The organism is Pseudomonas sp., from assembly GCF_036404235.1.
Lineage (GTDB): Bacteria > Pseudomonadota > Gammaproteobacteria > Pseudomonadales > Pseudomonadaceae > Aquipseudomonas.
Genome location: NZ_DASWOT010000094.1, coordinates 24,989 through 49,622, shown reverse-complemented (window position 1 = coordinate 49,622; position 24,634 = coordinate 24,989). Strand labels below are relative to the sequence as shown.

The 24,634-nt window shown below is 58.7% G+C and carries 20 protein-coding genes; 10 read left to right on the top strand and 10 right to left on the bottom strand.

The window, feature by feature from the left end; genetic code table 11:
• Nucleotides 1-98: 98 nt before the first annotated feature.
• The 5 genes from VGC62_RS11980 to VGC62_RS11960 all read right to left on the bottom strand — a co-directional run bounded on the left by VGC62_RS11980 (nucleotide 99) and on the right by VGC62_RS11960 (nucleotide 5,151).
• Nucleotides 99-362 (bottom strand): DUF2845 domain-containing protein, encoded by a 264-nt coding sequence (locus VGC62_RS11980; RefSeq protein WP_331187300.1) that lies wholly within the window; start codon nucleotides 360-362, stop codon nucleotides 99-101.
• A 128-nt stretch (nucleotides 363-490) separates the two neighbouring features.
• The gene (locus VGC62_RS11975) at nucleotides 491-925 is read right to left on the bottom strand and encodes a GNAT family N-acetyltransferase (RefSeq protein ID WP_331187299.1); all 435 of its coding nucleotides are present in this window, start codon (nucleotides 923-925) and stop codon (nucleotides 491-493) included.
• 1 nt (nucleotide 926) lies between these two features.
• Nucleotides 927-1,319 carry a protease inhibitor I42 family protein gene (locus tag VGC62_RS11970; RefSeq protein WP_331187298.1) on the bottom strand — a complete coding sequence of 131 codons (393 nt, stop codon included), beginning with the start codon at nucleotides 1,317-1,319 and terminating at the stop codon, nucleotides 927-929.
• A 213-nt stretch (nucleotides 1,320-1,532) separates the two neighbouring features.
• The gene (lon, locus tag VGC62_RS11965; protein ID WP_331187297.1) at nucleotides 1,533-3,953 is read right to left on the bottom strand and encodes an endopeptidase La; all 2,421 of its coding nucleotides are present in this window, start codon (nucleotides 3,951-3,953) and stop codon (nucleotides 1,533-1,535) included.
• Nucleotides 3,954-4,149: 196 nt separating this feature from the next.
• Nucleotides 4,150-5,151 (bottom strand): GntR family transcriptional regulator, encoded by a 1,002-nt coding sequence (locus tag VGC62_RS11960; RefSeq protein ID WP_331187296.1) that lies wholly within the window; start codon nucleotides 5,149-5,151, stop codon nucleotides 4,150-4,152.
• 333 nt (nucleotides 5,152-5,484) lie between these two features.
• Between VGC62_RS11960 and VGC62_RS11955 the strand changes: the two genes are divergently transcribed.
• The 8 genes from VGC62_RS11955 (at nucleotide 5,485) to VGC62_RS11920 (ending at nucleotide 13,330) form a co-directional block, all read left to right on the top strand.
• Entirely contained in the window at nucleotides 5,485-6,864 is a 1,380-nt protein-coding gene (locus VGC62_RS11955) for an amidase (RefSeq protein ID WP_331187295.1), read from the top strand.
• Nucleotides 6,865-6,909: 45 nt separating this feature from the next.
• Nucleotides 6,910-7,791, top strand: a complete 882-nt coding sequence (locus VGC62_RS11950) for a polysaccharide deacetylase (RefSeq protein ID WP_331187294.1) — start codon at nucleotides 6,910-6,912, stop codon at nucleotides 7,789-7,791.
• Nucleotides 7,792-7,818: 27 nt separating this feature from the next.
• Complete coding sequence (locus VGC62_RS11945) at nucleotides 7,819-9,159, top strand: MFS transporter (protein WP_331187293.1); 1,341 nt, start codon at nucleotides 7,819-7,821, stop codon at nucleotides 9,157-9,159.
• A 10-nt stretch (nucleotides 9,160-9,169) separates the two neighbouring features.
• Nucleotides 9,170-9,931 carry an SDR family NAD(P)-dependent oxidoreductase gene (locus VGC62_RS11940; protein ID WP_331187292.1) on the top strand — a complete coding sequence of 254 codons (762 nt, stop codon included), beginning with the start codon at nucleotides 9,170-9,172 and terminating at the stop codon, nucleotides 9,929-9,931.
• Nucleotides 9,932-10,078: 147 nt separating this feature from the next.
• Nucleotides 10,079-10,825: an SDR family NAD(P)-dependent oxidoreductase gene (locus VGC62_RS11935; RefSeq protein ID WP_331187291.1), complete on the top strand. Its 747-nt coding sequence runs from the start codon at nucleotides 10,079-10,081 to the stop codon at nucleotides 10,823-10,825.
• A 14-nt stretch (nucleotides 10,826-10,839) separates the two neighbouring features.
• The gene (locus tag VGC62_RS11930; RefSeq protein ID WP_331187290.1) at nucleotides 10,840-11,139 is read left to right on the top strand and encodes a hypothetical protein; all 300 of its coding nucleotides are present in this window, start codon (nucleotides 10,840-10,842) and stop codon (nucleotides 11,137-11,139) included.
• Nucleotides 11,136-12,140, top strand: coding sequence for a GTP-binding protein (locus VGC62_RS11925; RefSeq protein ID WP_331187289.1), 1,005 nt, complete (start codon nucleotides 11,136-11,138; stop codon nucleotides 12,138-12,140). Before VGC62_RS11930 ends, VGC62_RS11925 begins: the two co-directional genes overlap by 4 nt.
• Nucleotides 12,137-13,330 carry an extracellular solute-binding protein gene (locus VGC62_RS11920; RefSeq protein ID WP_331187288.1) on the top strand — a complete coding sequence of 398 codons (1,194 nt, stop codon included), beginning with the start codon at nucleotides 12,137-12,139 and terminating at the stop codon, nucleotides 13,328-13,330. Before VGC62_RS11925 ends, VGC62_RS11920 begins: the two co-directional genes overlap by 4 nt.
• A 120-nt stretch (nucleotides 13,331-13,450) precedes the next feature.
• Here VGC62_RS11920 and VGC62_RS11915 read toward each other — a convergent pair whose 3' ends face one another.
• Nucleotides 13,451-15,883: a glucose/quinate/shikimate family membrane-bound PQQ-dependent dehydrogenase gene (locus tag VGC62_RS11915; RefSeq protein WP_331187287.1), complete on the bottom strand. Its 2,433-nt coding sequence runs from the start codon at nucleotides 15,881-15,883 to the stop codon at nucleotides 13,451-13,453.
• A 503-nt stretch (nucleotides 15,884-16,386) separates the two neighbouring features.
• A complete protein-coding gene (locus tag VGC62_RS11910) occupies nucleotides 16,387-18,414 on the bottom strand; it encodes a TonB-dependent receptor (protein ID WP_331187286.1) in 2,028 nt (675 codons plus the stop codon).
• 245 nt (nucleotides 18,415-18,659) lie between these two features.
• Here VGC62_RS11910 and VGC62_RS11905 point away from each other — a divergent pair, with 245 nt between their 5' ends.
• Nucleotides 18,660-18,887, top strand: coding sequence for a VF530 family protein (locus VGC62_RS11905; RefSeq protein WP_331187285.1), 228 nt, complete (start codon nucleotides 18,660-18,662; stop codon nucleotides 18,885-18,887).
• Nucleotides 18,888-19,547, top strand: coding sequence for a Pr6Pr family membrane protein (locus tag VGC62_RS11900; RefSeq protein ID WP_331187284.1), 660 nt, complete (start codon nucleotides 18,888-18,890; stop codon nucleotides 19,545-19,547).
• 272 nt (nucleotides 19,548-19,819) lie between these two features.
• Here the strand turns inward: VGC62_RS11900 and VGC62_RS11895 are convergent, their stop codons facing one another.
• The 3 genes from VGC62_RS11895 to VGC62_RS11885 all read right to left on the bottom strand — a co-directional run bounded on the left by VGC62_RS11895 (nucleotide 19,820) and on the right by VGC62_RS11885 (nucleotide 24,547).
• Nucleotides 19,820-20,590 carry a siderophore-interacting protein gene (locus tag VGC62_RS11895; protein WP_331187283.1) on the bottom strand — a complete coding sequence of 257 codons (771 nt, stop codon included), beginning with the start codon at nucleotides 20,588-20,590 and terminating at the stop codon, nucleotides 19,820-19,822.
• Nucleotides 20,587-21,195 (bottom strand): PadR family transcriptional regulator, encoded by a 609-nt coding sequence (locus VGC62_RS11890; RefSeq protein WP_331187282.1) that lies wholly within the window; start codon nucleotides 21,193-21,195, stop codon nucleotides 20,587-20,589. The genes VGC62_RS11895 and VGC62_RS11890 overlap by 4 nt, the downstream gene beginning before the upstream one ends.
• A 214-nt stretch (nucleotides 21,196-21,409) precedes the next feature.
• The gene (locus VGC62_RS11885; RefSeq protein ID WP_331187281.1) at nucleotides 21,410-24,547 is read right to left on the bottom strand and encodes a transglycosylase domain-containing protein; all 3,138 of its coding nucleotides are present in this window, start codon (nucleotides 24,545-24,547) and stop codon (nucleotides 21,410-21,412) included.
• Nucleotides 24,548-24,634 lie beyond the last annotated feature (87 nt).

Genomic DNA, 24,634 nt, shown 5'->3' with positions numbered 1-24,634 from the left:
TCCAGTCAGGCGCGACTTGATGGGGAGCGGTCGTGGTCTCTAGTGAGCGGATCAATCCCGCTGGCTATTGATTGAAACCAGTTTCCCATCAATGAATTTCAAATACTGGTACATCCCATTTCGGGGCCATAGACCCAGTTTTCAACGGTGACTGATTGATAGGCGGGTTTCCCGCTACTATCGACAGCGGGTTGGATCACATCACGATCATCAGGCTGCCCGCATTTGCGAAGCACTTCAGCGATGGTTTCTCCACCGCTGATTATGCCCTTGTCACAGCGCATCGATGCCTGGGCTGATGAGGCGCTAAACAGAAAAATCGTGATGAAAAAAGTTGCGAAACACCAACGCATGATCTTCATTTCCTTGAGGCTGAAAAAGCGAGAGGAGATTTGCTTTCAAACTCCCCTGTTTGGATTTTGTGGAATTGCGGCGCTGATGCTGGGTCGATAATTGCGCTGGGTGAGCAGGAGTCTGCAAGAGGGAATGATCAGGCGTTTTCATTTCCCGGTCGCGTAAACGAATAGCGGTCGATGTCGGTCCTGAGTTTCCAGCCCCGGCTGCTCCAGTAGTCAGCGGCGCAGGTGTTGGTCTTGAGCACATCAAGGTGACATTTGAATATGCCTAGCTGCTCCAGAGCCGAGAGGCAGCACTCGACCAACGCTGTTGCCATGCCTTGGCGTCGGTGTTCGGGAAGCACGACCAGATGCTGCAAATACCCTCGACGACCGTCATGGCCGCACATCACACAACCGACGAGCACACCTGCGACTTGCGCAACAAAGCTCAAACCAGGATTACGCTCCAGGTACTTGGCGGTTGCAGCCTGTGAGTCCGCATTCCGCAAGGAGATGCCAGGGGTGCGCTTCATCAGATCGAGGACCGCGTCGTAATCGTTGATGGTCATAACGCGCAGGGTGAACATTTCAATTCACCGTAATTGCACAATCGAACGTGCGTTCAGGTGGGACTTCCGGGGCCCAGGGTTGCTGGTAAACCATCATCAGGTGACCTGTCCCGCTGCTTGCGGCTTGATAACGCCAGACTGACTGGCCTGCGGTGCCGACAGTGCCGATGTCTTCCGGGTTGCTGTACACCTCGGGGCCGAGGCTGCGCAGGATCGATGGCGCGGGGTTCTGCACCAACCAGCGGTGGCCGGTGGTGGGGTTGCTGGGAAGCATCAGCATCAGCGTTTGGCCGGTCTTGAGTTTGATCGGGCAGTCTTTTTGGTCATCAAGGGAAACGATCTGCTTGGGTTGCTGGGCACAGGCGGCCAACAGCGCAAGACTCAAGGGGACGAGCAGGCGGGCAGGGGTCATAGAGGCTCCGATCGTAGGCAACGTTTGTCGAGCATAACCGAAGAAGGTGGCAGTGAAACCTGTTCAGACTGTGTTGGAGGCTTGCCCGCGAAGGCGGCGGTCTGGTTTCGGACATCTTGCGTCTATACCGACTTCTTCGTCCGAGTGTGGCCCAGACCAAACCGCGCTCCAACGCCTTCGGCAGAAGCAATCTGCCGAAGGTTACGCAGTTGCTTAAAACAACACTTTCGCCACGTCGGCGAACTTCTTGGCGAAATGCACGGTGATGCCTTCTTTCAAGTAATCCGGAAGCTCCTCGAAGTTGCCGCGGTTAGGTTCCGGGAGGATCAGTTCGAAGATCTTCTGGCGCCGCGCGGCAATGACTTTTTCCCGCACGCCGCCAATCGGCAGCACATGCCCGGTCAGGGTCAGTTCGCCGGTCATGGCTACGCCTTTTTTGGGTGCCTGATTGCGCGCCAGCGACAACAGCGCACTGGCCATGGTCACGCCCGCGCTGGGGCCGTCTTTCGGGGTCGCGCCTTCGGGTACGTGCAGGTGAACGAAGGCTTCGTCGAAGAACGATTTATCCCCGCCAAACTTCGCCAGATTCGAGCTGACGTAGCTGTAGGCAATTTCTGCGGACTCCTTCATCACATCACCCAGTTGCCCGGTGAGCTTGAAGCCACGATTGAGCGTGTGAATACGCGTGGCTTCGATGGGCAGTGTCGCGCCGCCCATGCTGGTCCAGGCCAGGCCGGTAATGACCCCGATACCGGACAGCACCTGCTCGCTACGGAATACGGGCATGCCCAACGAAGCTTCCAGATCCTTGGGCCCGATTTTGACGATGCTGTCTGGGTTGTCCAGCAGCTTGACCACAGCCTTGCGCACCAGTTTGCCCAGTTGTTTTTCCAACTGCCGCACGCCGGCTTCTCGGGCGTAGCCCTCGATCACCGCACGCAACGCGCTGTCGCTGATGGTCAGTTTGTCCTTGGGCACGCCTGCCTTATCCAGCTGTTTGGGCCACAAGTGACGCTTGGCAATGGCGAGTTTTTCTTCGGTGATATAGCCCGACAGGCGAATCACTTCCATCCGGTCGAGCAACGGTCCGGGAATCGAATCGAGTGTATTGGCCGTACAGATGAACAGCACCTTCGACAGGTCCAGACGCAGGTCCAGGTAGTGATCGAGGAATTCGACGTTCTGTTCAGGGTCCAGCGTTTCCAGCAGCGCAGAGGCCGGGTCGCCTTGATAGCTTTGGCCCATCTTGTCGATCTCGTCGAGCATGATCACCGGGTTCATCACTTCCATGTCCTTGAGCGCCTGCACCAGCTTGCCCGGTTGGGCGCCGATGTAGGTGCGGCGGTGGCCCTTGATCTCGGCTTCGTCACGCATGCCGCCGACGCTGAAGCGATAGAAAGGACGACCCAACGATTCGGCGATGGAACGCCCGACGCTGGTCTTGCCCACACCTGGCGGGCCGACCAGCAGCACGATAGAGCCGCTGATCTCGCCTTTGTAAGCGCCGACCGCGAGGAATTCAAGGATGCGGCTCTTGATGTCATCAAGCCCGGCATGATGGGCATCAAGGGTTTTGCGCGCGTGTTTGAGGTCGAGCTTGTCCTTGCCGTATACACCCCACGGCACTGAGCTGGCCCAGTCCAGATAATTGCGCGTCACGGCGTATTCAGGCGAGCCGGTTTCCAGCACCGAGAGCTTGTTGATCTCTTCGTCGATACGCTTGCGCGCCTGTGCTGGCAGGGTTTTGCCCACCAGACGCTCTTGGAACTGTTCGATGTCGGCGCTGCGATCGTCTTTGGTCAAGCCCAGCTCTTGCTGGATGACTTTGAGCTGTTCTTTAAGGAAGAACTCGCGCTGATGCTCGCCGATCTTGCGGTTCACTTCGGCGGAGATTTCTTTCTGCAAGCGCGCGACTTCGACTTCCTTGCGCAGCATCGGCAAGACTTTCTCCATGCGCTTGAGCACCGGCACGCAATCGAGCACGGCCTGCAGGTCGGCACCGGTGGCGGAGGTCAGGGCCGCGGCGAAGTCGGTGAGCGGCGAAGGATCATTAGGGCTGAAGCGGTTGAGGTAGTTCTTCAGTTCTTCGCTGTACAGCGGGTTCAGTGGCAGCAGCTCTTTGATGGCGTTGATCAGCGCCATACCATACGCCTTGACCTCATCGGTCGGCTCGTTGGGCTGGTGCGGGTATTCGACTTCCACCAGAAACGGTGGACGGTGGTGCTTGAGCCAGCTCTTGATGCGCACACGGCTCAGGCCTTGAGCGACAAACTGCAATTTGCCATTGTCGCGGCTGGCGTGATGGACCTTCACCAATGTGCCGTATTCGGGCAGCGCTTTGGTGTCGAAGTGGCGTGGATCGTCTGACGGCGTGTCCATGAAGAACAGCGCGAGCGAGTGGTGATCGGATTTGCTCACCAGTTCGAGGGTTTCGGCCCAGGGCTCTTCATTGACAATGACCGGCAACACCTGCGCCGGAAAGAAAGGGCGGTTATGAATCGGGATGATATAGACCTGATCCGGGAGATTCTGGCCAGGCAGTGCAAGGCTTTTTCGATTGGAACCGAGGGTGACTTCGGGGTCGTGGTCGAAGTCTTCCGAGGAATTCTGTGAGTCTGCTTGCTGGTCGCTCATTGGGGCACCTGCGCAAAGGGGGATGAGCCTTAGATGGGGCAGGCGCTCTCAGGTTTCAATAGCTGCGATCAATAGCATGGAAGATGGACGGTGATAGACAGCTATCAGCGGGACATTTCGCCTTTCGTTGGCATCATTTGCCTGATTGCGTTACTTCATCAGCGCACTGATGTTTGAACGGTAGAGCCAGATTCGCTCAGCTCAACTTGGTCAAATACCCCGGGACTTCCTGTTCCGGGAGCACCGACAGCACTTTCAACCGCTGCAACATGCGCTGTCGGGCTCGGTGCAGGTGTTCTTTGAGGTTCAGCGCAGCAGCGTCAAACGCGCCGTGGAGTAATAGCTCCAGGATCAATCGATGTTCCGCCAACATGGCGTCGTCCGGACCGATGCCCAACTGACTGTAGAAAATCCGGCTGATAATCATCGGGCTCTGGCCCTGACGAATCAGTGTGGCGATCTTGCGATTTTTCAGGCCCGCTAGGCAGCGATGGTGCAGATCCTCTTCGATCTGCTCTATCTGCGCCAGGCTGCACTGCCCACTGTTCTGCGCCCGCACCACCCTTGCGAGCATCGCTTCCAGCGTTTCCCTGCTCAGGTCCGGAGCGGTCTGGCGCAGTGCCTCTGGCTCTAGGCACGCGCGCAGTTCGTAATCTTCTGTCACTTCCCGAGCGGTCAGCGGCCCGGCGAGCCATTGCGAATATGGCTCCTTCTCCACCAATCCACGATCACGTAAACGCATCAGCGCCTCGCGCACGACCGCACGGCTAACGCCGTAATATTCAGCTGCGCTCTGTTCATCCAGTCGGTAGTGACCAAAGGCGATGCAGGTCGACAACGCCGCGCCGATCTCATCGAACATGCGCTCGCCTAGCGGTCGCGTATCCACCAGTTCTTCGCTGCTGTCCAGGCCGAACTGCTTATGGGTGAGGGTCAGCCGTAGCGGCTCGATCTTGCCACCGTCAGGATTGACCAGATAACCGCGCCCGTCGAAACGGCTGATCAGGCCTTCATCGTGTAGCAGGTTCAGCGCTTTGCGTACTGGCACACGGCTAGTCCCGAACAGGTCGGCCAACGGCGCTTCAAGCAAGACCAGGCCGTGGGCAGCGGCACCGTTGACGATAGCGTCATGCAAGACCTGACGAATCATGGCGTAGCGTGATGCGGGGCGTGAATCCTCGGCGGACATCGATTTCATACGCTTCTCGGGGAACGGACGGCGATTCTCGCACATGTGGATTTGTCACCGGGGTCTACGTTGCTGTGCCCACTCATGGGACTGTTGTTACCTTTCTGCACTAAAATGGATCTTTTATTAAAAGTACATTATTTGATTTCGTGTGTGACAGTCGGTCAATCTCGCCTGTTATGTCTTGATAAAAACCCGACTTGAAAGGCCTACCAGGCAAGTCATCCTGCCTGATTGGCTGTGCTGATTGAGGGTGAATTGAGTTACCAGCCTTAACTCTGGCATGGTTTCTGCCTTTATAAACGTACATTTTACTAATATGTACATTTTAAGGGTGTGGGCATGTCAGAACGCGATTTTGCGGCGTCAGGGTCTTACCTCGATGCCACCGCAATGGCCGAGACGTTCGCTTCCGGGTCCGGCGATCCGGTTCAGGCGCTGGAGCACGCACTGGCAATGGCCGAGCAGGTCGACCATGTATTTATTTCTCTGTGCATCGACCGCGCCCGCCGCGAAGCCAGGGCGTCAGCTGCCCGCTGGAAAGCCGGGCAGCCACTGAGCCGCTTTGATGGCGTGCCACTGGCCTGGAAAGACTTGTTCGATGTGGCTGGCAGCGTGACCAGCGCTGCCGCCGCCGTGCGCCGCAATGTGTCTGCATCGCTGCTCGACGCCACCAGCGTTGGCTTGTTGACGCGAGCCGGGATGGTCAGCGTTGGTAAAACCAACCTCAGTGAGTTCGCCTATTCAGGCCTCGGCCTCAACCCGCATTTCGGTACGCCGCACAACCCTCACGGCACTGATCAGCCGCGCATTCCGGGCGGTTCCTCGTCGGGTTCAGCGGTGGCGGTCGCTTCGGGTATCGTGCCGATTGCCATGGGCACCGACACTGCCGGTTCGATCCGCATCCCGGCCGCTTTCAACGGCTTGATAGGTTTTCGCGGCAGTTGCAAACGCTACAGCCGTGACGGCGTATTTCCGTTGGCTCATACGCTGGATAGCCTTGGGCCACTGACTCGCAGCGTGCGTGATGTGCTGACCATTGATGACATTCTGCGTGGCCGCAGCCAAGCGACGTCATTGGTGCCTCGCAGCTTGGCAGGGCAGCGATTCTGGGCCGATGAGGCCGTCATTTTTGATGAGCGGGTGGAGCCTGCCGTCCGCGACAACCTGATGCGTTGCCTTTCGCGTCTGAAACACGCTGGCGCGCTGATTGATCTGCGTCCCTCGCCAGTGTTTCAAGCGACCCTGAAACTGATCGAGCAACAAGGCTGGCTAGGTTCTGCCGAAGCCTTCGCTCTGCACCAGCCGTTGCTCGACAGTGAGGCTGCAGATCAACTCGATCCACGGGTTCGCCGTCGTCTGGAAGCCGCGCGCAGTTTTCCAGCCAGTCGATTGATCAACCTCTACAGCGCTCGCGAAGCGCTGCAACAACAGCTGATCGACGAACTCGACGGCGCCATTCTGATCACCCCAAGCGTTGCCCACGTCGCGCCACCACTGGCGCCGCTGGAAACCGACGATGAGCTATTCGTGCGCACTAACCTTGCGACCTTGCGCCTGACCATGCCCGGCAGTTTGCTGAATTTGCCTGGTGTGTCGCTGCCCTGCGGCCGTGATGCGCAAGGTATGCCTACCGGGTTGTTGCTCAGTGCGCCGCCCGGCGAGGACTCGCGGCTGTTGCGTGCGGCGCTGGCAGTCGAAGCTGCGCTACAGCCGTTCTGAGTCAGCTCATCTGAACCCCATTGATTAACCCGCAGGAGAATAATGATGGCTAAAGAAATTCTGTGCGCTTTCGGCGTCGACGTTGACGCCGTAGCAGGCTGGTTGGGCTCGTACGGCGGCGAAGATTCGCCAGATGATATCTCCCGAGGCTTGTTCGCTGGTGAAATCGGTGCGCCGCGCTTGCTCAAGCTGTTCGAGCGTTACGGCCTGCGTACCACCTGGTTCGTACCCGGCCACTCGATGGAAACCTTCCCTGAGCAGATGAAAGCCGTAGCCGACGCCGGTCATGAAATCGGTGTACACGGTTACAGCCACGAAAACCCGATTGCGATGACCCCCGAGCAGGAAGAAATCGTCCTTGATAAATCCATCGAGCTGATCACCCAAATGACCGGCAAACGCCCGACCGGCTACGTGGCTCCCTGGTGGGAATTCAGCAAGGTCACCAACGAGCTGCTGCTGAAAAAAGGCATCAAGTACGATCACAGCCTGATGCACAACGACTTCCATCCGTACTACGTGCGGGTCGGTGACAGTTGGACCAAGATCGATTACACCCAGCACCCTGACACTTGGATGAAGCCGCTGGTGCGCGGCGAGGAAACTGATTTGGTCGAGATTCCGGCCAACTGGTACCTCGACGACCTGCCGCCAATGATGTTCATCAAGAAGGCGCCCAACAGCCACGGCTTCGTCAACCCGCGTCATCTGGAAGAAATGTGGCGCGATCAGTTCGACTGGGTGTATCGCGAAAACGAACACGCGGTGTTCACCATGACTATCCATCCTGACGTCTCTGGCCGGCCGCAAGTGCTGCTGATGCTGGAGCGTCTGATCGAGCACATCCAGGGTCACGAAGGCGTGAGGTTCGTCACTTTTGACGAAATCGCCGATGACTTTGTCCGCCGTAATCCCCGTAACCGCTGATTGCTCCTTACTTGCGAGGCGTGCCCCATGTCCCTCTACAACAAGCTCGATTTGACCGGCTGGAAACCCCAGCAACTGACTTCCGAACAAGTGCGCTATGCCACCTGGATCGCCTTTTTTGCGTGGGTGTTTGCGGTGTACGATTTCATTCTGTTTGGCACCTTGCTGCCAGAGATCGGCCGTCATTTCAACTGGGGTGAAGCAGAGCAGGCGGAAATCGCAACCTGGGCGGCCGTGGGTACAGCCGTGATCGCGCTGGCAATCGGGCCGTTGGTGGACCGCCTCGGGCGACGCATGGGCATCATCCTTACCGTGACCGGGTCGGCGATCTGCTCGGCATTGACTGCGCTCGGTGGTTCGTGGGGTAAGTCGCCGCTGATTCTGATCCGTTCGTTGAGCGGTCTGGGTTACGCCGAAGAAACTGTCAACGCGACCTATCTGAGTGAAATCTACGCAGCCTCGCAAGACCCGAAACTGGCTAAGCGTCGTGGCTTCATCTACAGCCTGGTACAAGGCGGCTGGCCGGTGGGCGCATTGATTGCTGCGGGTTTGACTGCTGTGTTGTTGCCGGTCATTGGCTGGCAGGGCTGTTTCGTCTTTGCGGCGATCCCCGCATTGGTCATCGCGTTCATGGCGCGCAAGCTCAAGGAGAGCCCACAGTTCCAGATTCATCAGCGCATTACTCAATTGCGCAAGGCCGGTGACGTGGGTCAGGCGCAAGCGGTTGCTACGACGTATGGCGTGGATTATGAAGAGCATCGCACGGCCGGTCTGGCGGCTGCGTTTCGTGGTACGTCGCGTCGGGCAACATTGGTCATTGGTGCGGCGATCCTGCTGAACTGGGCGGCAATCCAAGTGTTCAGCGTGCTTGGTACTTCGGTGATCGTCAGCGTGCATCACATCTCGTTCGAGAACTCGCTGATCATCCTCGTGCTGTCGAACCTGGTGGGTTATTGCGGTTACCTGAGCCATGGCTGGATGGGCGACAAGATCGGTCGGCGCAATGTTATCGGTCTGGGCTGGATGCTCGGAGGCCTGTCGTTCGCCGGGATGCTCTACGGGCCGAGCAACATGCCTACGGTGGTTGGACTTTATAGCCTCGGTCTGTTCTTCCTGATCGGACCCTACTCGGCGGCATTGTTTTTCATCAGCGAAAGTTTTCCCACCAGTATTCGCGCCACCGGCGGCGCGATCATTCATGCGATGGGCCCGATTGGCGCGGTAGTCGCAGGCTTTGGCGCCACCACAGTGCTGAGCACGGGTGGCGACTGGCAGACCTCGGCGCTTTATTTCGGTGCGGTCCCGTGTTTTCTCTCCGGCGCGCTGATGTTCGCCGCCAGACACGTACGCCCGGAAACCGTGAAATAAGGAGCAGAACATGACTCGCAAAGTAGCGTTGATCACCGGTGCCGCCAGCGGCATCGGGCAGGCGTTGGCGGTGGCCTTCGCCAAGCAGGGCGTGGCGGTGGTCGGTGGGTTTTTCCCTGTTGATCCCTATGACCCGGACATCACCACACGGCAGGTGCTGGAGGTTGGCGGCGAATGCCTGATGGCACCGCTGGACGTGACCAACAGCGCATCGATGGATGGGCTGGCCGAGCAGGCTGTCAGTGTGTTTGGTCGCATTGATTATGCCGTGGCCAACGCCGGGCTGTTGCGGCGTGCGCCGCTGCTGGAAATGACCGATGAGCGCTGGAACGAGATGCTCGACGTCGATCTCACCGGAGTCATGCGCACCTTCCGCTCAGCGGCGCGGTACATGGGCGAAGGCGGTTCGATGGTGGCGATTTCATCGATTGCCGGCGGCGTCTACGGTTGGCAGGAGCATTCGCATTACGCTGCGGCCAAGGCCGGTGTGCCGGGGCTGTGTCGTTCGCTGGCGGTGGAGTTGGCGCCACGCGGGATTCGTTGCAACGCCGTAATTCCAGGCTTGATCGAGACGCCACAATCGTTGGACAGCAAAAACTCGCTGGGGCCGGAAGGGCTGGCGAAGGCCGCCAGGGCGATCCCGCTGGGACGTGTCGGCCGAGCGGATGAAGTGGCTTCACTGGTGCGGTTCTTGTGCAGCGATGAGTCCAGCTATCTGACCGGACAGAGCATCGTCATTGATGGTGGCCTGACCGTGCGCTGGCCGGAGTAGGGAACGCAGATTGTACGGCTGTTGATTCTGCCCGGAGGGCGTGGGAGTCCAGCTGGCTGACGATCTGGTGCGCAGAGCCAGCAAAACCATGCACCTACGCCTTCGGCAGAAGCGGATTTGCCACAACCAGTTCTTGAGGACCAAGACATGCAACTGAACAACAAACGCGCCGTGATCACTGGCGCTGGCAGCGGAATTGGCGCTGCCATTGCGCGCGCATACGCCGAACAGGGTGCGCGCCTGATGTTGGGCGATCGTGATGCGATCAGCCTGGCGAGGACCGCTCAAGCCTGCCGTCAACTCGGTGTCGAGGTCGTTGAAAGCGTCGCCGACGTCGGCACTGTCGAAGGCGCGCAAGCCAGCGTTGATGCGTGTATCAAACACTTTGGCGGCATCGACATTTTGGTGAACAACGCCGGCATGTTGACCCAGGCACGCTGCGTCGATCTGACCATGGACATGTGGAACGACATGTTGCGTGTCGACCTCACCAGTGTGTTCGTCGCCAGCCAGCGCGCTTTGCCGCATATGCTCGCGCAACGCTGGGGCCGCATCATCAATATCGCCTCGCAGTTGGGTATCAAGGGCGGCGCGGAGTTGACCCATTACGCTGCAGCCAAAGCCGGAGTCATCGGCTTCAGCAAATCCCTGGCACTGGAAGTTGCAAAGGACAATGTGCTTGTCAACGCTATCGCCCCCGGCCCCATCGAAACGCCGCTGGTAGCGGGTATCAGCAGTGCCTGGAAAACCGCCAAGGTCGCCGAGTTGCCATTGAGACGTTTCGGTCTGGCCGAAGAGGTTGCGCCAGTGGCCGTGCTGTTAGCCAGCGAGCCGGGCGGTAACCTGTTTGTCGGTCAGACACTTGGCCCCAATTGCGGCGATGTCATGCCATAAAGGAGCAAGCGAGTATGTGTGGACTCTGCGGCCTGCTGGGCGAAGACGTGCATTGGAGTGATCCGTTGGGCGATGAGCTGCCACGTCGTCGCGAGCGGCTGCGCCGTATCGCCACGATCAACAAGGTGGTGGCGCCGTTCCGGTTGAAGGTCGAGGACTTTCAGGGCGTGTCCTATTTGTTGCTTGGCGCCACCGGCAAACAGGAACTGGCCACAGGCCTGGATCAGCTCTGGCAGCGTGCTGAGCTGCTGATAGGTCGAGCGCTGGACCCACTGGACGAAAAGCTGCTGGAGCAGTTGGAGCGTCAGGTATGAGCATCGCCCTGAATGTTATTACCGGCTTTCTCGGCAGCGGCAAAACCACCTTGCTCAAACGTTTGCTCAAAGATGAAAAACTGGGTGACACCGCGCTCTTGATCAATGAGTTCGGCGATGTCGGTATCGACCATTTGTTAGTGCAAGAGGTGGCCCCAGATACCGTTTTGCTGCCCAGCGGCTGTGTCTGCTGCTCAATCCGCGGTGAACTCAAGGACGCGCTGTCAGGCATGTTGGCGCGCCGCGCGAAGGGCGAGATCCCGGCGTTCCGTCGAGTGATTCTGGAGACCACCGGGCTGGCCGATCCGGCACCCATTCTGGCCACGCTCGGCACGGACCGGCACCTGCGCGGACGCTTTCACATTGGTCTGGTGGTGACACTGGTGGACGCCAGCCACGCTGCCTTACAGGAGCGGCTTCATCCCGAATGGATCGCGCAGGTCGCGGCGGCGGATCGGCTGTTGATCAGCAAGACCGATATCGTCAGTGAGGACGAACAACAGACATTGCGTGCGCGTTTACAAGCAATAAATTCCGTGCCGACTCTGGACGCCGCCGATATTCACAGCGGCGACCAGTTGTTGTTGGGCGAAGGCTTGCGCGGTACGCAGCCAAGCAAAGAAGTCGCACGCTGGCAATTGCATCGCGTGCAGTCGACCTTCTCGCGCCACGGTGCTGCTCAGGTCTGCTGCCTGACTTTCGAGCGACCATTGGATTGGGTCGGTTTCGGGGTCTGGCTGTCCATGCTGTTAAGATGCCATGGCGAACGAATCCTGCGCGTCAAAGGACTGCTAAACGTGAACAACAGCCGAGCCCCTGTCGTCATCCACGGCGTGCAGCATTGCCTGCATGCGCCGGTGCATTTGCCGGCTTGGCCAAGTGAGGATCGCACGTCGCGGCTGGTGTTTATCCTGCGTGGGCTAGACCCGGATCAACTGCGCCGCTCGTTCGATGTGTTCAGCCAGTGTCTATCGCCGACCGTCCACGAGACTGCGGCATGAGCATAACGCTTCGCGTGCTGGGTACCTCGGTGACGCTGCTGGAGTCCCTTCGGGTACGCGCCGAGCAGGACCTGGGGATCAAGCTGGTGTATCAGGTGCATGATGTACAGACCGCGCAACGCATCGCGGTCATGCAGCCCGACAGTTATGACCTTTACGACCAGTGGTTTCACAATGTCGATTTTGTCTGGCCTGCCCGGGCGATTCAGCCTATCGACACTCGACGTATCGCGTTGTGGCATGAGATCAACGATTTACCCAAGCGCGGGCGACTGTCGGTGAATGACAAACTCGGCAGCGGCAGCGTGCCCAGCGAGCGTTTGTTTGTGCAGCACGATGGCAGCCTGGGCAGTGCGGTCAGCGAGCGCATCAGCATGCTGCCGCTGACCCACAACGCAGACAGTTTCGCTTATCGGCCAGAACGTTTGCCAGAAGGCCTGAACTCGGAAAACGAAAGTTGGGGCTGGTTGCTCGACCCTGCGTGGGGCGGTCGTATTGCGCTGCAAAGTGACGCCGCCATTGGCGCGCTGGACGCTGCATTGGCCGTGCAAGGCGCGCGATTGGCTCAGTTCGATGACATTGGCAACATGAGCATCGAAGAGATCGATACGCTGGCCGATATTTTGCTGCGCAAGCAAGCCGAGGGCATGTTTGGAGCGTTTTGGTCGGACGATGAAGAGGCTGCGGAGTTGATGTTGCACCCCACGATCGATATTCAGAGCTTGTGGTCGCCAACCTTGGTTCGACTGCATCGCGCAGGGGTGAAGTATCGGGTCGCGGTGCCTCGCGAAGGCTATCGCGGCTGGTTTGGTGGCTTGTCCCTTTCACGTCATGCTAAAGGTCCGGTGCTCGATGCGGCGTACGCTTATTTGAACTGGTGGCTGTCGGGCTGGCCAGGTGCAGTGATGGCGCGGCAGGGTTATTACATCGGCAATCCGGCGCGCAGCCGCGATCACTTGAGCCCTGCGGAATGGGATTACTGGTACGCCGGACTGCCCGCCCGCGAGCAATTGCTGGGCAGCGATGGTTTGCCGTTGATCGATGTCGGCGAAGTACGCGACGGCGGCTCCTATGAGCAACGTATGGGCCATATCGCGGTCTGGAACTCAGTAATGGACGAGCACAATTACCTGGTGCGGCGTTGGAGCGATATTTTGCGCGCGGGGGTAAAAGGCGCCCGCCGCCAGTGATCGACTGACGGTTCATGCGTCTGGGGACGATCGGCACCCGTCGTGGCGGCCATCGACATTCAGGAGCAAAAAAGGCGGCCATCTTTCGATGACCGCCTTGGTTTTTACCTCACGACAACATCAATCTGGCAGCTTGAACGCCATGACATAGTCGCCTTGCCTGGTGCCCAGCGAGCCGTGACCGCCTGCAACGACCAGCACGTATTGCTTGCCGTCCTTGCCGGTGTAGGTCATGGGCGTGGTTTGCGCGCCTGCGGGCAGACGGGCTTCCCACAGTTGCTTGCCGTTACGTACATCGTAAGCGCGCAGGTACTGGTCCAGGGTCGCGCTGAGGAATGAAACGCCGCTGGCGGTGATGAACGTACCGCCCAGCGCCGGAACGCCCATGGTCAGCGGTAGTGGAACCGGTGAATTGTCGCGTACGGTGCCGTTTTTGTGCATCCAGATGGTTTTGTGGTTGGTCAGATCGACCGCCGCCACATAACCCCATGCTGGCGCTTGGCATGGCAGGCCCATTGGCGACAGCAGCGCTTCGAGAATCACCCCATACGGCGCGCCTTTGTTGGGCTGCACGCCTTCGGTTTCGCTCTTGCGACCTGGGCCACCTTCCACGTCGGCTGCCGGGACCAGCTTCGAACGGAAGGCCATATAGTTCGGGTTGACGAAGGCGATCTGACGCACGGGGTCGACCGAAATGCCACCCCAATCGAACACGCCGAAGTTACCCGGATACACCAGCGAACCTTGCAGCGATGGCGGGGTGAACGGGCCTTCATAACGCAGTGATTTGAAGTCGATGCGGCAAAGCATTTGATCGAACGGGGTGACGCCCCACATGTCGCGCTCTTTGAGGGGCGGCGGCATGAAGTTCAGGTCCGATTTTGGTTGAGTCGGCGATGTGCGATCGCCTGCAACCGCACCTTGTGGTACAGGGACTTCGTTGATCGGCACGATGGGCTGGCCATTTGTGCGATCCAGCACATAGATGCTGCCCTGTTTGGTCGAAGCCAGTACAGCAGGCTTGATGCCGTTGGCGGTTTTCATGTCCAGCAGGGTCGGTTGACCGCCCACGTCCATGTCCCACAGGTCGTGGTGCGTGAACTGGAAGTTCCATTTCACGTGACCGGTGGCGATGTCCAGCGCGACCAGGCCTGCACTGAACCTTTCCGACTCGGGCGTACGATTGCCACCCCACTGGTCAGGCATCTGATTGCCCATTGGCAGATAGAGCATGCCCAGCTTCTCGTCGACGCTGAACATCGACCACATGTTGGGCGAGTTGCGGGTGTAGGTTTTGCCCGGCGCAAGCGGAGTGGTGTCATCCGGGTTGCCGCTGTCCCAGTTCCAGACCAGGCGACCGGTATGCACGTCGAATGCACGGATCACGCCCGAAGGCTCGTCGGTGGAGACGTTATCGGTGACGTGGCCACCAATGACCACAAGGTCTTTGGTCACGGCCGGCGGCGAGGTGGAGTAATAACCACCCGGCGCATAGGTGCCGATGTTGGCGCTAAGGTCGATTGAACCGTTGGTGCCGAAGTCCTCGCACACTTTACCGGTGTCGGCGTTCAGGGCGATCAGACGGGTGTCTGCGGTTGGCAGGAACAGACGACGCGGGCATGCACTGCTGCCGGCAGAAGCAACGGCTGGCGTGGTCGGGCTTTGCGCCGGGGCGGAGGTGTTGGCTGGCGCAGCCGCATAAGCGGCGTCATCGTGATACGACACGCCACGGCAGGTCATGTGCGCCCAACCTTTGAAGTTGGCCGCCTTGCCGCTGCTGATCTTTGGATCGAAGCGCCACAGTTCCTTGCCGCTGTCCGGGTCCAGAGCGATCACCTGGCTGTGTGGCGTACACACGTAAAGCATGCCGTTGACCTTGAGCGGGGTGTTTTCCGCAGTGGTCTCGCCCGGATCGTTCGGGCCCGGAATGTCACCAGTGCGGTAGGTCCAGGCAGGAACCAATTTATTGACGTTTTCCGGAGTAATCTGCGCCAGTGGCGAGTAGCGATCACCGAACGCAGTGCGGCCATAGGACTGCCAGTCGCCGTCCGGCATGGCCGGTGCAGCGCTGGTGGTGCCAGCCGTTTCGCGATCCAGTTGACCTTTTATCTCGCCAGGATTGGTGAATTGGCTCGCCAGTGCGGCCAGACCCGCCAGCACCACGGCGACACCCAGTGCGCCAGTGCTTTTCCCGCCAGGCTTACCGAGCAGCAGCGGGCGGCGAAACCATGGCAACAGCAAGACGATGCCCAGGGCGAACAGCAGCGCCAGGCGTGGCACTAACTGCCACCAATCCAGGCCGACTTCCCACAAGGCCCAGACCGTACTCGCGAACAGCACCAGCGCATACAGTCCCAATGCTGCATGGCGGCCCATGATCAACAGCACACCGGTGACTGTCAGACCAATACCGGCCAGCAAGTAATACAGGGAACCGCCCAGCTGCAGCAGTTTTACGCCTCCAGCCAGCAAGACCAGGCCCATGATCAGAATCACCAGGCCGAGCAGGCTCGGCAGCAGGCGATTCTTACTGAAAGCACTGTCAGTGCTCATAGTGTCGTACTCCGTAACGATTAATTTGGTTGACGTTTGTTTTTTTTGTAACGTGATGCCTGAACCTTTGAAGCCCTGATATTCACGCTAGTTCCTGAAATGACATGCAGAAAGGCGAATGGGGACAATTCGATGAGAATTGAGTCTTCAGGCTGGGTTTGGCGTGGACAACGTCACCGAGATGACGGATTAATCGATTCAGCTTTGAAGTGGGCAATGATAGGACGCTAACGAATTATTAAAAAGTGAATATTTGGAAAGGTCGCGTCATGACAAGAAAACGACCGTTTTGCGGGCGTTTGCGCTGTTTGGAAGGTCGCGTTGAGAGTGTGGCAAGTGCATAGGGTGTTTTAGCGGGAAATCGCCCGTCATCTAAATCAATGGTCTAGGGCACGCTGGATCATCGAACGTTCGATGATCGGCGCAGGAGAGGCGTCGGACGAGCACGCTCGGACAGGTTTTGCAGAGGGCTGGCTACTCAGCCAGCCCCTAGATCTGTTGAGTCAGAAGGTGGTGCGCAACCCAACTTCAATACTGCGTCCCTGTGCTGGGGCGATATCGCGCAGGATCGAGCTGGCGTAACGCACCGTCTGGTTGGTCAGGTTCTCGCCGTTAACGAAGGCCAGCCACTGGCTGCCACCGAGGTTGAATGTGTAACCGGCGCTGGCGCCCAATGTGGTGTAGCCATCGGTGCCGGTTTCTTTGTCCGGCACGCGATGTTGCGAGCTTGCGTGCTCGACATCTACTCGTGCCTGCCACTTGTCCAGTTCCCAGAGCAGCCCGCCGTTCAGGCGTAACGGCGCGATACGCTGCAATGCCTCGCCAGTGTCGAGATTTTTGGCGCGGGTGTAATCGCCGGACAATTCCAGTGCGAAGTTGCCGTAGCGGGTTTGGGCCAGCTTCCAGTGGTCCTGCGCTTCAAGGCCGGCAAAGCGGGCGCGTACGCCGGAGTAGGTGTATTCCGGAATGCCATCGGCGTCCTCTTCGCCGTCATCGTTGAGCGTACGACCTGTCCCCAGCAAGCCGATGTAATGGGAGAAATGGCTGTAGAACATGCCGACGCTACCCTTGTGCGTGCCGTTATCGAAGCGCAGCGCCAGGTCACTGGATACGGCTTTTTCCTTTGAAAGACCGGCGTCGCCCACTTCATAAGTGCCGGTGGCAACGTGCGCACCGTTGGCATACAGCTCGTAAAACGTCGGGGCGCGCTCGGTGTAACCCAGGGTCGCGGCAAGGGACCAGATCGGCGTCAGCGTGTAGACCGCACCCGAGGACACGCTGCCAGCGGTGAAACTGCTGGAGTCGTTTGCGTTGGCAAAGCGCTGGTTACCGGCGCCGTCCGGATCTACAGTGGTGTGCTCTAAACGTGCGCCCAGGCTCAACTTCAAGCGATCGGTGGCTTGCAGTTCTTCGAGAATGAACAGCGCACCGGCGTCTGTATCGGTTTTCGGCACAAACGCTTCTTCACCCAACGCGGAAAACTCACTGCGCGTGACTTGCGCCCCAACTACCCCATTCAATGGCCCGATAGGTTGATGGCGCGCCTCGACACGGGCCTCGTAGCCCTTGTTCTTGAAGGTTGTGCCGACTTCGCCGCCCTCGATCTCCATGTGTTTGTATTCGGTGTAACCGGCGTCGAACTTCACCGAACTGAACGGCCCACTGAGGTTGCGGATTTCCGAGGCGAAAGCGTAGTGATCCTGCTTCATGCGGATGCGCACGTCTTGCTCGGCAGGCGATCCATAATTTGAATCGTAATTGCTGTAGGACAGCCCGGCGTAACCGTCGTCCCATGTGTAGGACCCACCCACCGCGCCACCGTCCTGACGACCGTCGCTGTTGCCCAGTCGATGCTTCTTGTCGTCGCCTTCTTCACGCGCACGTTGATCAGCGGTGCGGGCATAACCTGGAATGCGCAGGTCGTTGAACTCGCGGGCGTTGGCGTCGATGTGCAGGGCGAATGTGCCGTTGCCCGCTTCCAGCTTGCCGGCACTGCTGCGGGTGGTATCGGCGCCGCCATAACGCAATTCGCCTGCACCGTGGATGCCTTCGATGGCTTCGGTGGGGATGCGATTGTCGAAGGTATTGACCACGCCACCGATGGCGCTGCCGCCATACAACAACGCAGCCGGACCGCGGACGATTTCGATGCGATCCACATTAACCGGGTCCAGCGGCACGGCGTGGTCGTAGGACAGTGACGACGCATCCAGTGCGCCAACGCCATTGCGCAGGATACGAATTCGGTCACCGTCCAGCCCGCGAATGATCGGTCGGCTGGCACCTGGCCCGAAATACGATGACGACACGCCTGGCTGTTTGTTCAGCGTTTCACCGAGGCTGCCTTTTTGTTGCAGCGTCAGTTCATCGCCGGTCAATACAGTATTGGGCGACGCCAACTGGTCACTGCCCAGCGGGTTGGCAGTAATGACCTGCTGTTCAAGCTCGATGGCGTAGGTAGGGGAGGCGATCAGCAGGGCGGTGGCCAGCGGCGTGAGGCGCCAAAGCAGATGTTGGGACGAATGGGCCATGCAAAATTTTCCTTGGCAGAGGAGGGACACGAAAATGAGATTGTTAGTGTTATAACATAACAATAAAAATGCAATCATTTTGGAATCCATCTTTGCGAACGTGGTCTGTGTACTAGACTTTTTCCAGGCACATACCGCACAAAGTGGTGTCCTCAGCCAAACAGGCCCTTCCCGCTGATCGACACCTCGGCTAAGGTGCGCACCTCGCAAGAAACGTCCCCTTCATTGAGCGTAAAAGGCTTGGCATGACCACACCCAACAACAATCCGCTGCACGGCGTGACGCTGGAGCAAATCCTCCATGCGCTGGTCGAGCACTATCAGTGGTCGGGGCTGGCCGAGCGCATCGACATTCGCTGCTTCAAAAGCGATCCGAGTATCAAGTCGAGCCTGACATTTCTGCGCAAGACACCCTGGGCCCGAGAGAAAGTCGAGGCGTTGTATGTAAAGCTGGCGCGCGGCAAAGGCTGGTAAATGCACAGTGATCAATTGCAATTGGCAGCGGGGCACAAGCGTTATGCGACTGCTGCGGCGGTGCTCGGCTGGTTTGGGTTGGCGGTTCAGCTTTACCTGATTCTGATTGCGCGATGGGAAGACCAAGCGAGTGTGATCGGCGGTCTGGTGAAGTTTTTTAGCTTCTTCACGGTACTGACCAACACCTTGGTGGCCGTTGCGTTGACCTGCGCCATTACCAAGCGGCATTCAGCGGGGCATCGTTTTTTCAGATCACCGATTGTCTGCGGCGGCATCACCGTCAGCATTTTGCTGGTAGGTATCGCCTATAACCTGTTGCTACGACACTTGTGGCAGCCCGAAGGCTGGCAGCGAGTAGCCGATGAGGTATTGCACGACATCATGCCGCTGGCGTTCCTTGCGTATTGGTGGCTGTACGTGCCCAAAGGCTTGCTGGGGTTGAAGCATGTGTTGCAGTGGATCGCTTACCCCGCGATCTACTTTGCCTACGTGTTGTTGCGAGGGAGTTTGATCGGCGACTATGTGTACCCATTCATCGACATCGGCACGATTGGACTCTCCAAGGCGTTCATCAATGCGCTGGGCGTGCTGGCGGGGTTTGTGATGCTTGGGTTGGTGTTGTGGAGCGCGGATCGATTTCGAGCGTCTCGATCCCTGTAAAAGCTCGGTTCCCGGTCAAGCTTTCAGCAGGTGTTTTTCGCTGAAAAGCTAGGCCGTATCAAACGTGCCAGAACCAACCGTAGGAGCGCGGCTTGTCCCGCGACCTGGCGCACAGCGGCAGTAAACTCGGTGCGCGCAGTCTGCCTGTCACACCGCATGCGCAGGTTTACGACGGGTTCCCCGCCGGTCGCGGGACAAGCCCTGCTCCTACGTGGGGGCAGGGTCAGATCGCATTTTGATCATGGATTGCGACAGATTGCGCAGGGCTGCAATTAGCCCTCGTCCGACTCATCCAGGCGCCAGTATCCGGCAGCTTTTACGGCGGCTTCAGCCAAACCGAAATCATCCAGCAGTACGCGGCGAATCTTGCGTGACAACGCCGATTCAGTCGCCACCCAGGCATACAAATCACCTTGGGGCAGGCGTAGCTCTTTGACGACTTGCAGCAAATCCTGTTCTGCACGCACCACCCAGATCACCTCCACCTGCGCTTTGCTTTTCAGCACTTGGCGTTCGGCGTCGTTTTCGATTTGCACCACCACCAATGCCTGGCGGTTGGCAGGCAGTTCTTCGAGACGGCGGGCAATGGCGGGCAGGGCGGTTTCATCGCCGATCAGCAGATAGCTGTCGAATATGTCCGGGACGATCATCGAACCGCGCGGCCCGGCGATGTACAGCGATTGACCTGGCGCGACCTGTTCGGCCCACGTCGCGGCAGGGCCGTCGCCATGCAGCACGAAATCGATATCCAGCTCTCCCGACACGGGGTCGTAGCGACGTGGCGTGTAATCGCGCATGACCGGGCGCGGGCCCTCGCTGTTACCGCCCGGCGTGAAATTTTCCAGCGCGGCGTGTTCTTCTGGCGTGGTCGCGAACAGCAACTTCACATGATCATCGGTGCCGAGGCTGATGAAGCCACTCAACTCCGGACCATGCAAGGTCACGCGGCGCATGCGTGGGGTCAGGTCAGTAACGCGTAGCACTTGCAGTTTGCGGCGTTTGATTTCATGGCTGACGCGGTGGATCGATTGCTGTGTATTCATACAGATTTCTCCGTTGTCGTTTGGAGGGCATCACCTTGGGGGCCGTCGACGATGGCGCGTGCGGTGTTGTTCAACAGGTCGCGAACGCGGGTGATTTCTTCCGGGCTCCAGCGCCCGTGGTGCAGCTGCAAGGCATGTCGCAGGTTATGCACGGCTTCGTGGATTTCCGGTGGGCGATCATGGCCGCGCAACGAGCGCTTGCTGACGTCAATGCGCATCTTCACGCCATCCAGCGCCACGGCTTGCTCGTTCAGGGATTGTTGGCCGGCTACGGTCACGGCATAGCGTTTTTTGCCGCCCTCGGCGTCGCCTAGGATCAGCTCGCTTTCCTCAAGGAAGGTCAGCGTCGGATAGATCACGCCAGGGCTTGGGCTGTAGGCCCCATCGAACATGCCTTCAATCTGACGAATCAGGTCGTAGCCGTGGCAGGGCTGTTCGGCGATCAACGCCAGCAGCAGTAATTTCAGGTCACCCGGTGCGAATACACGCGGCCCTCGACCGCCGCGTTCGCGACCAGGGCGTTTCTCAAAACCGTCGCGACCTTCGCCGTGATCACCGAAGTGAGGGCGGTGGTGCCCATGGTTATCATGTGGGGAGTCTCCCATCTCTTTCATCTCCTGTTACAAGTTAGATATACCTTAAGATATATCTTTATATGTACGCAAGAGCGATAAAGACGAACGGTTCTCATTTGTCACGACGGCGTGCGCGGACCTTCCATGGTCGCTGCCGAGGTACGAAGGCTGCGATGTAGTTTTCAGGGCGATAGAAATGTACTGAATGAACGGGTCTCTCGCAGCCTTCGGCCCTCGACCATGCCTACAGGGAACGTGCTGATTGCGAGGTATCCACCACCGTCTGGCCCGGCGCCATACATTGCGTATGAGCCCCCGGCAGCAGGTATGGATTGAGAATCGGCGCCATGCCTTTAAGCACCTGTACCGGCAGCGCCGAGGTGAAGCGCAAACCCTCCGCAGCGCGCCCCGGCACGAATGCGGTCAGCGTGCCGAAATGGTTATCACCGATGTAAAACACAAACGTCGCCGTCCGATTGATCGCCCGAGACGCCAGAATCCGCCCACCGGAACCGATACTCTCAATTCGGTTGTCGCCGGTTCCGGTTTTACCGCCCATGGCCAGAATGCTGCCGTCCTCCAGTTTGAAACTGCCTGAAACTCGCCTCGCCGTGCCGGCATCGACCACCCGTGACAACGCCCCACGCATCGCCGCCGCCACCTCCGGGGGCAGTACGCGTTTGCCAAGATCCGGGTTATTCGCCAACTGCGTTTCATAGGGCGTATCGGCCGCAAAATGCAGGCTGTCGATGCGCAGGGTTGGCAGGCGGATGCCGTCGTTTTGAATGATCCCGATCAGCTCGGCCAGCGCCGCTGGGCGGTCCCCCGAGCTGCCGATTGCGGTCGCCAATGAAGGCACCAGATGATCGAACGGGTAACCCAATCGCTGCCAGCGCTGGTGGATATCGAGAAACGCTTCGATCTCCAGCATGGTGCGAATCCGGCTGTCGCGGGCGCTCTTGTGTCGACTCTTGAACAGCCAGCTGTAGACTTCCTGACGCTCAAAGCGACTGGCCGCCACAGCGTCCTTGAACTGCGCATCCGGGTGCTGCATGAGGTATCCGACCAACCACAAATCCAGCGGGTGAACCCGAGCGATGTAGCCCTGATCCGGCAAGTCATAGGCGCCCGGGCCATAGCTCTGGTACATCTCGGCCAGGCGTTTGTCGCTCAGGGTAGGCTTGGTCTTATCCTGAGCCATGTGCGCGCGAACGAACGCATTGAAGGCTTGCGCGCTGGCCTCAGGCAATAGATAACGATGCACGGCCGCCAGCCGGCTGGCGGCAGGATGAACACCGTCCAGGAAAGTATCGAGCCGCTCTTGTGTGCTCTTGTCCTTATAGCGTTTCCAGAATCGCAGCAAAAACACCGTGCCCTCGCGATCAGCGAAGTTCGCCAGGTATTCCTGACGCCGTGGATCGCTGTCGTCCTTGAGCAACTCGGCACTGTTGCTCGGGCCTTGGTAGGTGCTATAGCGCACCAGATCGCGCATCAGCCGAGTGAACGGCAGGTTGATCGATTCCTGCAACGCTTCACGCAGGGTCGGCAGCCGACCGTTGTCCTCGTTGCGGAAGTTGTTGAAGTGATGCATTCCACCACCGGTGAAGAAGCTTTCGCCGGGGCTTGCCGAGTATTTACGATCCAGCGCGGCAGAGAGCATTTTCGGCAGGTCGCGATCGTTGTTCTGCATCAGGTAATCGATGGCCCAACGCGTCAGCCGGTCAGGCTCCTCAACCGGTACTTTTTTCAAATCAGCGTTCTTCATGGCGCCGTAGCGGTCGTGCAGCTCGGCAATGATTTGCAGGTAAGTGGTGAGCACGCGCATTTTTGCCGTCGAACCCAGCTCCAGCTTGCTGCCTTCGTTAATGTCGAAGGGCTGATCGGTGCTGTCGGTTTGTACCCGAACCCGCGATCCATCAGGGCTGCGTTCGAACAAGGTGAAGCTGTAACGCACCTGCTGAGTGCTGGTCGGCGTCAATAAATGCTCACCCAGCAGGCCGAGCTGATTGGCGAACTCAGGCTTGGCGAGATCACGCAGGTATTGGCTGACCTTGACCTGCAAATCGTTCTGCAGGGTGCTGGTGGCTGATAGATCCAGGCGGTCCAGGTCGTAAAGCGGTCGGTTGAGCAGATTGGACAGCCGCGTGCGCGCGACACTGATGCCCTTATTGGTTTCGATGGGCTGAATCGTCGGCTGCTGCACCCAGTCACGATAGGCTACGGTGGCTGACAGCGCAGCGTCGGCCAGTGTAGGAGTGATTACCTTGTTTTGTACAAGCAGACGAATATGGCTATCAGTCAGGTCCGCAAGCTCTTGGCGACCTTTGGCCAGAAAGTGCGATGGCCGCCGCTGCGCGATGATCAACGACAATACTTCGCGTAGCGCCAAGCCCTGAGCCGCAAGGTTTTGCGCATCGGCAGTGGGCATTGCCAGCAACTGATTGGTGCGCTCGAAGTCCGCGCCGTACCAGACCCGCAACCCCTCTGCCATACCATGCACTTCGCCATGGCCCGGCACGGCAGACAGCGGCACGCTGTTGAGATAGTCACGCACCACATGCTGGCGAACCTCCAGCGTTTCGGGCCCCGGCTGATAAGCGCGTACGCTGGCGGAAATCATTTGCCGCAGCTTTTCGCTACCCGACTGCGTCAGGCCGTCCGGCGAGTGCCGATACTTTTCCAGCTGCGTCGCCAGCGTACTGCCGCCTGCCGATTGCCCGGGCAAGCCGATGACCTTTGCCGCTTGTGAAAGCGCCGCTTTGAAAAATCGCGGCCAGTTCACCGCAGGGTTGGCCAGTGGCTGGTTTTGCGCGAGCAGGTCACGGTTTTCGATGAACAGCAGACTGTTCACCACCACTGGCGGAATCGACGCGAAGGTCGAATACAACTGCTGCGGATAGACGAACTGATAGAGCGCCGCGCCACGACAATCTGTGATCGTCAGGCCAGACTGAATCTTCTCCTGATACGGCACAAAAAAACCGCGCTTGGTGTAAGCCAGCAGATCAGGGGAAAAGTGCGTCTGCTGTGTGATCAGGTAGTCCCGCTTGAGCAACCTTGGCAGGAAATCCCCCAGCGACGAATAGCCCAGGCGCTTGTCGAAAGGCCCGTCACCGGGGTACACAATTGCATCGCTCGGGCCTGGCTGAAGTGAGTAACTCAACTTCTTGGCAAAGCGACTGAACTCCCTGGCCTGAAGCTTTGAACTGCGAGTTTCAGAGACGACGGCAAATCCCAGGATCAGCAGTGCTATCAGCACCAACAACCAGAACACACGCCATAGGTAACGTCGGCGGTGCGGGCTTTTTGGCATTGGAACATCATTCTGACTGTCAGCTACGACCGCAGTCTGTTTCTCATTGGAATGCCACAAAGCGCCCATATCGATTGGCCCGGTTAAACCTGTTAATCGCACCTGTCACAAGCGTAGACGCTGCCTGAGATTGATGAAATTTTTGTAGCGGGCCAG